The sequence below is a fragment of the Mycobacterium aquaticum genome, from assembly GCF_002086485.1.
In the GTDB taxonomy this organism is placed as follows: Bacteria; Actinomycetota; Actinomycetes; order Mycobacteriales; family Mycobacteriaceae; genus Mycobacterium; species Mycobacterium aquaticum.
The window spans coordinates 221,142-234,081 of record NZ_MVHF01000002.1 but is presented as its reverse complement, the minus strand read 5'-3'; the positions used below and the strand labels follow the sequence as shown (position 1 = coordinate 234,081).

The following is a 12,940-nucleotide window of genomic DNA, read 5'->3' as shown; positions in this document are numbered from 1 at the left end:
TGATCGGTCCGGCGCACGAGGCCGTCACCGACATTGCCTGGGCCAGCGTGACCGTCGGCGGCTTCGTCCTGTCGGGCCCGGTCACCCAACGACGAAGATCCACTGTAGGCTGCCACTATCGATGGCGGACGACACCTCCCCCACCTGCATCTTTCCGAACGTTGCCACGGATTTGGCGGGCACCATTCGCCATCGAAATGGCGGATCCGAAAACGGGACGGCTATCTCTGAAGCACTAGCCTCAATTTTTCGTGAAGTACCGTGCGCCACGGGGTGAAGATAAGCGAAAGCACCTGTCCCGCAAGGGATAATTGGACTTCTCTACGGTTCAACAATCCTGACGGGAAGGCACTTCGCAAGTGAAGAATATCGTGCCGGTACCGCGGGTGAAAGCGTCCGCTGATGGTGGTGGTGTCGTGTCGCATGCCGGGATGGGCATGCTCCGCATGATCGGCTTCGGTGGCCACCGGGCACTGGCCCACGCCGAGATCAGCACCTTCCGCTACCGGGTGCTGAACGTGGCGGCCCGACTCACCCGCACAGCCCGCCAACGACACCTGCGCATCGATGCCACCACGGGAAAAGCATTGCTTGGCAACATAATTCAGGCCAACACTAAGCCTCAAACAACTTTCACGGCAAATCTAGGCTAGCAGGTCACCTAGCCTTGGTCCTGCTAGGTCAGGATGGCTGATCGGCGACCTCGGTCGCGAGTGTTGATGTCGTTGCGGGGGATTCGCATCCCGCCAATGCCACCAGCAACGGTTCCTCGGCGTGGCCTCAGCCCTGACTGCGGGTGCCAACTTCAAGACGTTTGGAATGCCCCGACCAAACGGATCCTTACGCGGGCTAGACCCCCAGAATAGTGCGAAAGATTTTGTCGGTCGCACGTCCAAGTCGAGCGATGAATCCGTAAGCGCCGAACGCGGAACGTCTTCGTGAACCATAAGTATCAACTTATCAGGTGCGGTGAATTTTCGTCTTTGGCCAAATATGAACTCGGCTCGTAAAGTACCACTCTAAGAACTGGGCGGTTTCGTCGTTACCGATAGCCCAGTTGGACCAATTTGGCTGCACAGCAGCAATTGTCACTCAACCATCGGAAGATACTCATGACCACAGAGAAAGCTGATGATCTTTCTGGAAAGAAGGCTGTCGCCGGCTCAGGGGTCCTCTCTGTGGACGCCTCCTTCGCGCGCGCGAAATTGACACCACAGCATTTCAAGGTCGGTTTCGTCCTTTGGGTCGCGTTCGCCGTTGAGGCCTGGGAGATGCTGCAATTGGCGTATATCGCTTCCGGGGTCGAAGCAGGACTCCAGATCACAGCCGCGCAGTTGGGTTTGGTTATTTCGTCACTGTTTTTCGGAATGATTCCTGGTGCGTTGTTGTGGGGACCCATCGTAGATCGGCTGGGACGCCGCGCGAGTTGTATGTGGAGCCTGGGCATCTATGGGCTCATCACCCTGGCCAGCAGCCTGGCGCCGACCTTTGAGCTGCTCGTCGCGGCACGGGTCGCGGGTGGTTTCGCCCTCGTCGGACTGTTCGTGGTCGTTTTTGTCTACTTCGAAGAACTTCTGCCAACCCGTCACCGTGGCACCGGGGCAACCCTCCTGGCGTCGGGTTGGATGCTCGGAACGGTGATCGCGCTCGCCGTGGCTGGTGCTATCGGTGCGGATGGCTGGCGGTGGGTGATCGCTATCGGCGGTTTGGGCAGTTCCGTCTGGGCGTTCGTGATCCGCGCGTCGCTACCGGAGTCGCCGTGCTGGCTTGTTCAGGTGGGGCGTGACGATGATGCGCGGGCGGCTCTTCGCCAACTCAGGATGCCCGAAGTCGTCTGTCCGGCCCGCCAGGACACACCGGTTCAGGATTTGAAGGTCTCTGCCAAAGAGCTTTTCACCGGCAGGCTCCTTCGGCGCAGCGTCGCACAGATGGCAATAAGTCTCCTATTGTGTTGGGCGTACTGGGGTCTGCAGTCGTGGCTGCCGACGTTGCTCGTCAATCGGGGAATGACGTGGAGCGGCAGCCTTTGGTTCGTCTTCATGAACACGCTGTTCGGAACGGTTGGCTACTTGAGCGCAGCGTGGATGACCGGGCACTTCGGCCGCAAGAGGGTATTCATCAGCTACCTGGCCCTCGCGGTGGTCAATGCCGCCATCTTCACCACCACCGAGACCTCCACTTGCCTGTACATCGCAAGCTGCGGACTTGCGTTCTTCAGCCTGGGAGCCTTCGGCGTCTGGAATGCCTGGGTTCCCGAGCTTTATCCCACTCGTGTTCGCGGCCAGGGGGTCAGTCTGGGCATTTTCAGTCAGCGTGTGGGCACCGCGATCGCCCCAAGCGTCGTCGGCGTCCTCATCGCAACCTCCGTCAGCCTTTCCGCCACACTGATAATCATCCACGCGGCACTTATCGTGACACTGCTTGTGGCCCTGGCGGTGCCGGAAACCGAGGGCCGGAATCTGTCCTGACTCACAATCGTCGTTTCTCGCGGAAGACGTTCCACGTGAGATAGCTTGCCCGGTGCCTGACTTCGACGTCGAAACGAAAGTTCGTCAGCCTCCGCCAATTGCAGTATTCGCTTGTGGTGGTGAAGGAAGGCCTCAGAGGTTGACGATGGAACTGCCCTTGATGACGCACTCGTCCCATTCAGCGTCGGGATCGGAGTCGATGGTGATTCCGCCGCCGACACCGAGCCGACACCCGCCGTCCGAGGCAAATTCGATGGTGCGGATCGCGACGTTGAGTTCCATTCCCGCGATGGGCGAGGCCATCCCGATCGCCCCGCAGTAGTGGCCGCGTGGTTGTTGTTCCCAGGACGCGATGAGTTGCTGCGCTCTGCGTTTGGGTGTGCCGGTGACCGAGGCCGGTGGAAAGGTGGCAGCAATCAGCGCACTGTTGGGCATGTCGGGATCCAGATGCGCTTCAATCGTCGAGACCAGGTGCCAGACTGCCGGGGCGGCAACGATCTCGAGTAGATTTGTCACCCGCACCGACCCGGTTTCGGCCAGTTTGCCAAGGTCGTTTCGGACGAGGTCGGTGATCATGACATTTTCGGCGATGTCCTTTTCGGATCGGGCAAGTTTCTCAGGCGATGCCGTTTTCGGTGCGGTGCCTTTGATCGGGCTGGAGGTAACGAGACACCCTCGCCGACGCAGGAAGAGTTCAGGGGACAGCGAGACCACGGTGCCGGCGGGACCTTCGAAGTACGCGGCGCGAGCTGGGCCAGTGGTGGTGACGGCGTCGCAGTAGACGTCGACCGCGCGCCCCCGAAGTTGGCCCGTGTAGTTGGTGCCGATGCATGCTTGATAGATCTCGCCGCAACGGATGGCGTTGAGGCAGGCGAGGACGTTCTCGCGATGTCTACGGCGGTCGGGCGTAGCCCATTGGATCCGCCACGGTCGCGCCTGTCCCGAAGGGATTCGGGACGCGGAGTTGATGAAGAGATAACGATAGTCGTCGGCACGGCTCTGTGCGCTGAGTGTTTCGTGCCACCAATGTGATCCATCGAAGATCAGTACCTCATCTGTCCAGCCGGCCTGCGTCAACAGCGGGGCGTCCGCGTGGGCGGGATACTGGACGCTTCCGATCCAGCCGCCGCCGATCGCCAGACCCTCGCTGTAGGTGTTTGGCGCCGGCCTATTCGCCGTCATGAATTGGTCGGTTGGCACCATCTCGACTGCGAGCGATGGCGCGAGCACGGCACGTACCCCGAACCAGCGGCCGCTCAGAGCGGCTGGCGGTGGTAGTGCTAGTCGCCGTGCGCGGTCGTGGAGTGCGCGCAGAACCGCTTCTGGCGCGTTTCCCCGGCCAAGAAGTGTTCTAGCCATGACGAACGAGCTTCGGCTCAGCAGTGAGCCGATGCGACCATTTCTGCGCGACCAGAATTGCGTCGCGGGCTGCCGCGACGTTGTGAGTCCGTAGGACGTCGACACGACCGATGTGGGCGAGTAGGGCGTGGAGCGCTGTGGTCGCCGACTCTCTGTCAGCGGGGTTCATCGAGGACGTGCCGACGCCGCCGAGTGCGCCGAGGAACCGCTTCCGGCTTGCACCGATGACCAGCGGCAGTTCCAGGGCGGCGGTGATGTGATGGGTGTGGGTGAGAATGTTCCAGTTGAATTCGGCATCTTTGTCGAATCCGATTCCTGGGTCGACGAGGATACGTGCTGGGCTGACGCCGGAGTTGACTGCCCGCTCGACGCTGCACCGCAGGTCGGCGATCACGGTGTTCACTTCCCCCGTGGATCGATGACCTTGCCGTTCCCACGGTAAGTGGCGCGGCCAGTGACCGAGGATATAAGTGGCGTCGAAACCGGCTATGACCGAGAGCATCTCGGGGTCAGCGAAGCCTCCCGAGACATCGTTGATGATCGCTGCTCCGGCCTCAAGTGCGCGTCGTGCGACGTTTGCCTTGGTGGTGTCGACGGATATCGGCAGTGAGTACCGTTGCACGGCTGCGGCGACGACGGGGATGACGCGCGCAAGTTCGACGTTCTCGTTGACAGGCCGCGCACCGGGCCGTGTGGATTCTCCCCCGACGTCGATGAGGTCTGCTCCGGCATCGATGAGCCAGCCCATGTGTTCGATGGCGCGTTTCGGATCGAGGTGACATCCGCCGTCGCTGAACGAGTCAGGCGTGGTGTTGACGACCCCCATGATTTGCGGTGTCGGGACCGTGACTGTCTTCTCAGCCTTCTCAGCCACCGATCGCTCCCATGCTGTGCCGTGGTAGTGCAGATCCTGCCGTGTCTATCTGGTGGCCGGCGGGTTTGGACCACATAGCCGCGCGCCACAGTTGCGCGAGTTCTTCATCGGTGGCGCCGTTTCGCAGTGCGGTGCGAAGGTCGTGTTCGCTGTCGTTGAACAGGCAGGACCGCACCGCACCTTCGGCGGAGATACGGGTTCGGTCGCAGTCTCGACAGAAGCTGCGGGTAACCGATGCGATGATGCCGACCGTCGCTGACCCGCCGTTGACTTGCCATTCCTCTGCGGGTGCAGACGGGTTCTCGCGGCCGATGCTGGTCAACTCGAAATGTTGCCTGAGTGCCGCGAGTAGTTGTGCGGCGTCGACCACGCGTTCGCGTGTCCACTGTTGATCTGCGTCGAGTGGCATCGCTTCGATGAACCGCAGGTGGCAGGCTTCCGCCACACACCACCGCAGTAAATCCGCTGCACCGCTGAGGGTCTCGGGCATGAGGACGGCATTGACCTTGATGGGTGTCAGACCTGCGCGCCGTGCTGCTTTGACGCCCGTCAGTACGGAGGGCAACCGATTGCGGCGAGTGAGTGCGGCGAATTGTTCTGCGTCGATGGTGTCGAGGGACACGTTGACGCGTCCGAGTCCTGCCTTGGCCAGTGCCGCTGCGCGGTGTTCCAGTCCAACCGCGTTCGTGGTCATGGACAGTGGCGTTTCTGGGACTGCCTCGGCACAGCCGGCGATGATCTGCTCAAGGTCGCGGCGCAGCAGCGGCTCGCCGCCGGTGAATCGCACTTCACGGACCTCGAGGTACTGCACTGCGATGCGCACCAACCGAATGATCTCGGACGCGGTGAGCAATCTGTCGGGCGCAATGGGTGGTAGGCCCTCCACAGGCATGCAATACGAGCAGCGTAGCGAGCATTTCTCGGTGATGGAGACGCGCAAATCGCGCGCGGTGCGCCCGAAACTGTCGATGAGGCCGGGAACCGGTGGCCGGTCCCGCAGCGTCGCGGGGCGCGCGCTGCGTACGCGCGGCAGCCCGAGTGCCACTGATGTTGCTGCTGTCATGATGAGATCACCGCGTGTCGCTAGTTGAAGATGATGGTTCGGTTGCCGTTGAGCAAGACTCTGCGTTGGCAGTGCCAAGACACCGCGCGCGCCAAGGCCAGCCGTTCGGCGTCGCGGCCAATGGTGACCAACGCGTCGGGGGAAAGGCGATGATCGACCCTGATCACTTCTTGTTCGATGATCGGGCCGGCGTCGAGATCAGCGGTCACGTAATGCGCTGTGCTGCCGACGAACTTGACACCCCGTGCGTAGGCCTGGTGATACGGCTTGGCGCCCGCGAAGCTGGGGAGAAATGAGTGGTGAATGTTGATGGCGCGCCCTTCTAGATACTTGCAGGTCGGATCGGAGAGCACCTGCATGTATCGGGCCAAGACCACCAGGTCGGCGTCGTACTCGTCGATGACGTCGATCAAGCGTTGCTCGGCGGCGGCTTTGGTGGTGGCGCTGACCGGGATGTGCAGGAACGGCAGTTGCGCTGCCTCGACCATGCCGCGCAGCGTCTCGTGATTCGATACGACCGCTACGAGCTCACCGTCGAGCGTGTTGGTCCGCCATCGATAGAGCAACTCGTCGAGGCAGTGGTCGAATTTTGAGACCATGACCAGAATCCGCGGGGGCGAGGAGATATCGTGCAGTTGCCATCTCATCTCAAAGTCCACCGCCACCGGACGGAACGCGGCGGCCAACTCTGTGCAGGTGAGCGTCGATGACGGTGCGACAAAGCTGGTGCGCGCGAACAACATACCGCTGACCGTGTCATCGAACTGCTGATGCTCGTCGATGTCACACCCGGCTTCGACGAGAAACGACGTCAACGCGTGGACGATGCCGGGGCGGTCGGGGCAGCTGACTGTAAGAACGAATTTCCGGCTCATTCCCGGTCCTCTAGCATTCCACGACATTCACGGCGAGCCCCCCTCTGGCGGTCTCCTTGTATTTGACATGCATGTCTGCGCCGGTGTCGCGCATGGTCTTGATGACGGTGTCCAGCGAGACGCGGTGGCACCCGTTGCCGCGCAGCGCCATTCGGGCAGCATTGATCGCCTTCACCGCTCCCATCGCGTTGCGTTCGATGCACGGAATCTGTACCAGCCCGCCCACGGGATCGCACGTCAGCCCGAGGTTGTGTTCCATCGCAATCTCTGCGGCGTTCTCCACCTGGGCTGGGTTTCCGCCCAGCACCGCACATAGGGCTCCGGCAGCCATCGAACTCGCCGAGCCAACCTCGCCCTGGCACCCGACCTCGGCGCCCGAGATCGACGCGGACTCCTTATAGATCACCCCGATGGCGCCCGCCGTAAGCAGAAATTCGATGATCCCGTCGTTGGAGGCGCCGGGGATGAACCGCGCGTAGTAGTGCAGTACCGCAGGAACGATCCCGGCGGCTCCATTGGTGGGCGCGGTGACGACACGTCCCCCGGAGGCATTCTCTTCGTTGACGGCCAGCGCGAAGAGGTTCACCCAGTCCATCACGCGCAGTGGGTCCGTGCCGAAGTGTTCGCTGGTCAGGCGTCGGTACAGCTCAGCCGCGCGTCGCGGCACCTTCAACGCACCCGGCAGCATTCCCTCACGTTCGCAGCCACGAGACACGCACTGCTGCATCACATTCCAGATGTGCAAAAGCCCGGAATGGACGTCGCTCACCGAGCGCCAGGCCATTTCGTTTGACAGCATGATGTCGCCGATGGAGCTCCCCGTGGCCGCGCAGTGCGCGAGGAGCTCCGCAGCAGTGCGGAACGGGTAGGTGACCGCTGTGTCAGCCGCGGCGTCCCTGGATTCGCTGCCGTCCTCGACGATGAAGCCGCCGCCGATGGAGTAGTAGGTCCGCGTGCACAACGTCTCGGCGTTCGCGTCGAACGCGCGAAATCGCATTCCGTTCGGATGGTAGGGCAATGTCTGGTTGCGGTGCATGATCAGATGGATCGATTCGTCGAAGGGAATCGACCGCGTGCCGGCAAGCCGCAGCTGCCTGTCCTGCCGAATTGTGTGGATCTCGTCGTCCACTCGATCTGGATCGATAAGTTCGGGTGCTGCCCCCGACAAACCGAGCAGCACGGCAACGTCGCTACCATGGCCCATTCCGGTCGCGCCGAGCGAGCCGAACAGTTCCACGCTCACCGACGCCGTGTCCGACAACAGCTCGTCGCTGCCCAGGCTGTCGGCGAATGTGCGGGCCGCACGCATCGGACCCACCGTGTGGGACGAGGAGGGGCCGATGCCGACGGAGAACAGGTCGAAGACGCTGACGGCCATCTCAGTGCCCCAGACTGGTGTACAGCGGGTGTTTATCCGCGAGGCCGCGCACCGCCGCGGCCAGCATGGTCAGGTCCGCGCCGGCAGGGGCGATGAGAGCATGAGCGATCAGGTCGGCGACGGCCTCGAAATCGTCGCGGTCGAATCCGCGCGCGGCCAGTGCCGGGGTGCCGATACGCAGTCCGGAGGTCACCATCGGCGGGCGAGGATCGAACGGAACAGCATTGCGGTTGACGGTGATACCGATGGCGCCGAGGCGGTCTTCGGCCTGCTGCCCATCAATGGCGGCATGCCGCAAGTCGACGAGCGCCAGGTGCACGTCGGTGCCGCCGGTGAGGACGGCGATACCCGCCTCCTTGACATCTGGGCGGCTGAGCCGATTGGCCAGCACCGTTGCCCCGTCAAGGCAGCGACGCTGGCGCTCGGCAAATGCGGGTTCGGCAGCCATTTTGAAAGCCGACGCCTTGGCGGCGATGACATGTTCGAGTGGCCCGCCTTGTTGGCCCGGGAATACCGCCGAATTGATGTTCTTGGCGATGTCGGCGTGGTTGGTCAAGATGATGCCGCCGCGCGGGCCGCCGAGCGTCTTATGAGTGGTCGAGGTGACGACGTGCGCGTGCGGCAGCGGCGAGGGGTGCAGGCCGGCCGCGACCAGTCCGGCGAAGTGCGCCATGTCGACCATCAGGTATGCGTCGACCTCGTCGGCGATCTCACGGAACCGGGTGAAGTCGAGGTGGCGCGGATAGGCCGACCAGCCCGCGATGATGAGCCTGGGGCGGTGTTCTCGCGCGGCCCGGGCCACCTCATCCATGTTTATCAGGTAGTCGCTGCGTGAAACACCATACGCAGCAACGTTATACAGCTTTCCGGAGAAGTTCAGGCGCATGCCGTGGGTGAGGTGTCCGCCGTGGGCCAGGGACAAACCTAAGATGGTGTCACCGGGCTGGAGCAATGCGTGCATCACTGACGCATTGGCGGTAGCCCCTGAATGTGGTTGGACATTAGCGAATTTCGCGTTGAACAAGGATGTGACTCGGTCGAGGGCAAGTTGCTCGATCGCGTCGATGTGCTCACAGCCGCCGTAATAGCGCCTGCCCGGATAGCCCTCGGCATACTTGTTGGTCAGTACCGACCCCTGGGCTTGCATGACCGCCAGCGGGGCGTGGTTCTCGGAGGCGATCATCTCCAAACCGGTGCGTTGCCGGTCGAGCTCTTTGCCGATGAGATCGGCAATATCGGGATCGATATCGGCTAGGGGACGGTCGAGGATGTGCATGCCGTTTCCGTTCTTTCGAATCGAGATCGGTGTATGTGCTATTGTCCGAACAATTCGTTGTGCGCGGCGACCGCCACCGACGTCGGGCCCCGCCGGCTTCAGCGCTACGCCAGCGCGATATCTTGCGGCCGTATCGGCACCCGAGGAAGGGCGAGGCCGGTCGCCGCCCGAACAGCGGAGGCGACGGCCGCGGTCGCTACCACGGTGGGCGGTTCGCCGACGCCTTTGAGGCCGTACGGTGCTTCCGGATTGGGGATTTCGAGCAGATCGATCTCAACCGGAGGCATGTCCAACATGGTGGGGATCAGGTAGTCGGTGAAGCTGGCGTTCTTGATGATGCCACCGTCGGTGACAATCTCCTCCATCACCGCGAGTCCGAGGCCCTGGGCGATACCACCCTCGATCTGCCCCTCGACTGCCAGGGGATTGATCGCGTGGCCGATATCTTGGGCGATGCCCGCCCACGCCACACGGATCAGCCCGAGTTCGACATCGACTTCTACAAGAACCTTCATTGCGGCACAGGCGAATCCGACGTGTGAGCGCTCACCGAGTACTTGACCCGTTACGGGATCGAGTGGGCTTGTGCGCGCGTGGTGATAGGTTTCTTCGACCTCGATGCTTTCGCCCGGCGCCAACGGCTTCCCCCGTTCGGCCAACTCCTTGCGAACCGCGTCGCAGCACATCCGTACCGCCCCGGTGCTCATCCAGGTTTGCCGCGATGCCGACGTCGAACCGGAAGACTTGAGTTTCGTCGACGCCGGGCCGATGACGACACGGTCGACGTCGAGCTCGGTGTTGACCACCTGGGCGAGGACGTTGGTGATGCCCTGGCCGAATTCCACGGCGGCCGAATGCACTTCGGCGGTTAGCGCTCCGTCTTCGGCTACGGCCAATCGCACTCGAGCGGTGCTGTGGTCGTCGTAACCGCCCGAATAGCAACAGTTTTTGAAGGTGACGGCGAAGCCGACGCCGCGCCGTACGCCCTCGCCGCCGGTAGTGTTGCCGGATCCGCCGGGCAGCCGGATCGGATTCCGCGGGAACGACTCGGCCGCAGGAGGTTCCAGTGCCGCGCAACGCCGTATGATCTCGCTGACCGGGAGCGGACCGAAGACCTGTTCTCCGGTGGGGAGCAGGTCGCCGGGTTGAAGTGCGTTCCGAAGCCGAAGCTCCACCGGGTCCATGTCGAGTTCGCTTGCCAGTGCGTCCATTTGGCTCTCCGCGGCGTAGCAGCTCTGCACGACCCCGAACCCGCGCATAGCGCCGGCAGGGGGGTTGTTGGTATAAACCGTCGTGGCTTCCAGGAGCGCGTTCGGTACCCGGTACGGGCCTATCGGCATGGTCGCCGCGTTGAATGTGACGGCCGGGGATCCCGAGGCGTAGGCGCCACCGTCGAGCAGCAGCCGCATCCGTACCGACACCAGCGTGCCGTCGCGGTTGGCGCGGTGCTCGGCCCAGATTTTCGCCGGATGCCGGTGAACATGCCCGACGAACGATTCATCGCGCAGATACATGAACTTGACCGGACGGCCGGTGTGTAGGGCGAGCATCGCGACGTGGATCTGGCCGGACAGGTCCTCGCGACCCCCGAATGCGCCGCCGACCCCGGCGAGATGGATTCGAACCTTATCTTCGGGTAGGCCAAGGCAGTCGATGACCTGGGGCAGATCCTGGTGCAACCACTGGGTCGGCACGTAGATGTCGACCCCACCGGTTCCATCGGGTACGGCCAGGCCGGCTTCCGGACCGAGGAACGCTGGATCCTGCCGGCCAACTTCGTAGACCCCGGTGACGGTGACGTCGGCGGTGGTGTCCGGGTCACCATGGCGAACCACCACGGTGCGCACGACGTTCGGCCGGGGGTCGTCACACCAGCCGGCGCCCTTGGGGGGATTGTCGTGCAAGGGTTCCGACGTCAGGGCCTGTTCCGGATCGTCGATTGTCGGCAGAGGTTCGTAGCTCACCCGGACAGCACGGACAGCCCGGCGGGCGGTGGCTTGATCCACCGCGGCAATGACCGCGATCGGTTCGCCGCGAAAACGGACTCGGTCAACGGCCAGTACCGGTTGATCGCGCAGTTCAATCCCGCAATTCGGTTGCCCGGGTACGTCGGCGGCGGTCAGCACCGCAACCACACCCGGCATGGCGCGTGCCTGGGCGGTATCCACCGACAGGATGCGCGCGTGGGCGTGCTCAGAGCGCACCGTGGCGCCGAAGAGCATGCCGGGCATATCCAGATCACTGGCAAAGGTGAACTGGCCCGCGACCTTCTCCGCCGCATCGATCTTGTGTGATCTAGAGCCAACGCGCGGGATCGATGCGGCCGCAAGCTCCCTAGTCATCGTGGCTCCCTTCGGTCGCGGCGAGGTTCACCGCATCAAGGATCTTCTGGTAGCCCGTGCACCGACAGAGGTTGCCCGACAGGGCCTCACGCACCTCGTCCTCGGTGGGGTGTGGGCAGGATTCGAGTAGGTTGGCCGTGGCCATGACGAGTCCTGGTGTGCAGAATCCGCATTGCACGGCACCGGCGTCGACGAAGGCCTGCTGCACTCGGTGGGGGGTGCTCTCATCGCCGAGGCCTTCGATTGTGACGACATGTCGGCCCTCCGCCTGCCCGGCGGCGACCAAGCAGGAGCAGACGAGATCTCCGTCGAAGAAAACCGAACATGATCCGCATTCGCCCTGCTCGCATGCGTTCTTGGACCCGGGCTGCCGAAGGTGTTCGCGAAGCACGGTAAGCAAGCTCATCCGAGGATCGGCGTCAACCGACACCGCTTGTCCGTTGAGAATCAAATGCACAGTCACGTGAGGCACCTTTCGGCTGCGCGGGTGGACAAAACTCGTAGCGCGTGGCGGCGATACTCGGCAGTTCCGCGCACATCGTCGATGGGCGCGCAGGCTTCGGCGATTGCGTCGGGAAGCAGGTGCGCCTCGCTCAGCGGCAACCTGACCAGGCCCACCACGGGGCCGGCCGATCCATACGCTGCCCGCACCTCTGCGCGGTGAGTGTCGATGACGAGCGCCAGTGAGGTCACCGAGATCACCATCGCGTTGCGTGGACCGACCTTCATAAAGGTCTGGGCCCCTGTCGCGACCGGCAGCGAGACGCCCACAACCAACTCGTCGGCAGCCAGCGCCGAGCGTTTCGGCCCAAGCGCGAACTCTGCAGCCGGGATCGAGCGATGTCCGCGCACGCTCGCAACCTCGATCTCGGCCAACCCGGCGATCAACGGCGGCCAAGAATCACCGGCGGGCGAACAGGTCGCCACGTTTCCGCCGATGGTGCCCCGGTTGCGGATCTGGGGCGATCCGACCGTCCGCGCAGCCTGTGCGAGCGCCGGCACCATATCGAGGAAGGGACTGCGTTCCAGTTGCGCAAACGTCACGCCGGCGCCGAGACGCAGCAACGGACCTTCTCTTCGCCATCGGGTGAGCTCGGGCACCCGGGTGAGGTCGAGCAGGGCAGCCGGGTCGCGCCGCCCGAAGTTCATTTCCACCATCAGATCGGTGCCCCCTTGGATCGGGGCCGCATCTGGTTGCGCTGCCCGCGCACGCAACGCCTCATCGAGACGGTGTGGGGTGATGACCACTGCCGTCGATGCCTGGTCCGGTGAAACGGACAGTCCGCTCATGAGATTCACTCTCCT

General features: G+C 63.2%; 10 protein-coding genes and 1 pseudogene. 2 read left to right on the top strand and 9 right to left on the bottom strand.

The features are described 5' to 3' along the window. Positions 1 to 443: 443 nt before the first annotated feature. Positions 444 to 653: pseudogene (locus BST13_RS02915) on the top strand (hypothetical protein); the annotation flags it as partial. Between the two features lie 459 nt (positions 654 to 1,112). After that, positions 1,113 to 2,468 (top strand): MFS transporter, encoded by a 1,356-nt coding sequence (locus BST13_RS02910; RefSeq protein ID WP_083160428.1) that lies wholly within the window; start codon positions 1,113 to 1,115, stop codon positions 2,466 to 2,468. Positions 2,469 to 2,600: 132 nt separating this feature from the next. Here the strand turns inward: BST13_RS02910 and BST13_RS02905 are convergent, their stop codons facing one another. From BST13_RS02905 to BST13_RS02865, 9 genes are all read right to left on the bottom strand, one after another. Further along, positions 2,601 to 3,827, bottom strand: coding sequence for an aminodeoxychorismate synthase component I (locus tag BST13_RS02905; RefSeq protein ID WP_083160426.1), 1,227 nt, complete (start codon positions 3,825 to 3,827; stop codon positions 2,601 to 2,603). Then, a complete protein-coding gene (folP, locus tag BST13_RS02900; RefSeq protein WP_245839288.1) occupies positions 3,820 to 4,701 on the bottom strand; it encodes a dihydropteroate synthase in 882 nt (293 codons plus the stop codon). Before folP ends, BST13_RS02905 begins: the two co-directional genes overlap by 8 nt. Next, positions 4,694 to 5,764, bottom strand: coding sequence for a GTP 3',8-cyclase MoaA (gene moaA, locus BST13_RS02895; protein ID WP_083160424.1), 1,071 nt, complete (start codon positions 5,762 to 5,764; stop codon positions 4,694 to 4,696). The genes folP and moaA overlap by 8 nt, the downstream gene beginning before the upstream one ends. 20 nt (positions 5,765 to 5,784) lie before the next feature. Further along, a complete protein-coding gene (purU, locus tag BST13_RS02890) occupies positions 5,785 to 6,639 on the bottom strand; it encodes a formyltetrahydrofolate deformylase (RefSeq protein ID WP_083160422.1) in 855 nt (284 codons plus the stop codon). Positions 6,640 to 6,649: 10 nt separating this feature from the next. Further along, positions 6,650 to 8,017 (bottom strand): L-serine ammonia-lyase, encoded by a 1,368-nt coding sequence (locus BST13_RS02885; RefSeq protein WP_083160420.1) that lies wholly within the window; start codon positions 8,015 to 8,017, stop codon positions 6,650 to 6,652. A 1-nt stretch (position 8,018) separates the two neighbouring features. Next, positions 8,019 to 9,293, bottom strand: a complete 1,275-nt coding sequence (gene glyA / locus BST13_RS02880) for a serine hydroxymethyltransferase (protein ID WP_083160418.1) — start codon at positions 9,291 to 9,293, stop codon at positions 8,019 to 8,021. A 104-nt stretch (positions 9,294 to 9,397) separates the two neighbouring features. Then, positions 9,398 to 11,635: a molybdopterin cofactor-binding domain-containing protein gene (locus BST13_RS02875; protein WP_083160416.1), complete on the bottom strand. Its 2,238-nt coding sequence runs from the start codon at positions 11,633 to 11,635 to the stop codon at positions 9,398 to 9,400. Beyond that, positions 11,628 to 12,098 (bottom strand): (2Fe-2S)-binding protein, encoded by a 471-nt coding sequence (locus BST13_RS02870; protein WP_083160414.1) that lies wholly within the window; start codon positions 12,096 to 12,098, stop codon positions 11,628 to 11,630. Before BST13_RS02870 ends, BST13_RS02875 begins: the two co-directional genes overlap by 8 nt. Beyond that, a complete protein-coding gene (locus BST13_RS02865) occupies positions 12,095 to 12,925 on the bottom strand; it encodes an FAD binding domain-containing protein (protein ID WP_083160412.1) in 831 nt (276 codons plus the stop codon). The genes BST13_RS02870 and BST13_RS02865 overlap by 4 nt, the downstream gene beginning before the upstream one ends. Positions 12,926 to 12,940: the final 15 nt, after the last annotated feature.

Bases quoted from the DNA above. Each gene is read 5' to 3' on its own strand.
- BST13_RS02910 (WP_083160428.1), top strand. From the start codon at position 1,113: ATGACCACAGAGAAAGCTGATGATCTTTCTGGAAAGAAGGCTGTCGCC.
- BST13_RS02905 (WP_083160426.1), bottom strand. From the start codon at position 3,827: ATGGCTAGAACACTTCTTGGCCGGGGAAACGCGCCAGAAGCGGTTCTG.
- moaA (WP_083160424.1), bottom strand. From the start codon at position 5,764: ATGACAGCAGCAACATCAGTGGCACTCGGGCTGCCGCGCGTACGCAGC.
- purU (WP_083160422.1), bottom strand. From the start codon at position 6,639: ATGAGCCGGAAATTCGTTCTTACAGTCAGCTGCCCCGACCGCCCCGGC.
- BST13_RS02885 (WP_083160420.1), bottom strand. From the start codon at position 8,017: ATGGCCGTCAGCGTCTTCGACCTGTTCTCCGTCGGCATCGGCCCCTCC.
- glyA (WP_083160418.1), bottom strand. From the start codon at position 9,293: ATGCACATCCTCGACCGTCCCCTAGCCGATATCGATCCCGATATTGCC.
- BST13_RS02875 (WP_083160416.1), bottom strand. From the start codon at position 11,635: ATGACTAGGGAGCTTGCGGCCGCATCGATCCCGCGCGTTGGCTCTAGA.
- BST13_RS02865 (WP_083160412.1), bottom strand. From the start codon at position 12,925: ATGAGCGGACTGTCCGTTTCACCGGACCAGGCATCGACGGCAGTGGTC.